The organism is Zobellia barbeyronii (genome assembly GCF_018603515.1).
In the GTDB taxonomy this organism is placed as follows: domain Bacteria; phylum Bacteroidota; class Bacteroidia; order Flavobacteriales; family Flavobacteriaceae; genus Zobellia; species Zobellia barbeyronii.
In genome coordinates this window covers 1-274 of record NZ_JACATN010000032.1, presented here as the reverse complement: position 1 = coordinate 274, position 274 = coordinate 1, and the positions used below count along the sequence as shown (strand labels likewise).

The 274-nt window shown below is 48.9% G+C and carries 1 protein-coding gene; it reads right to left on the bottom strand.

Annotation, left to right across the window (positions count from 1 at the left end; translation table 11 throughout):
* Window positions 1-274 (bottom strand): hypothetical protein (locus HW347_RS20610; RefSeq protein WP_214613603.1); only part of this gene is annotated, 274 nt, incomplete at both ends.

Below are 274 nucleotides of genomic sequence, written 5' to 3'. Positions count from 1 at the left end.
ATAGGTATAAGTTCCTGTACCCGCAAGAGTAGGAGTCCAAGTTCCGCCGGAATCGGGTGTGCCGCCGAGTTCATTAAAAAGCTGCGTTTCTGTTACTGTAGTTCCTTCGCAAATGGTCAATGTTCCATCGGTTCCTGCATTCGGAGTTGCTTGTTCGGAAACGACTATTTCGGAAGTACTATCGATGGTACATGGCGAAGTTGCCGTTACTGTATAGGTATAAGTTCCTGTACCCGCAAGAGTAGGAGTCCAAGTTCCGCCGGAATCGGGTGTG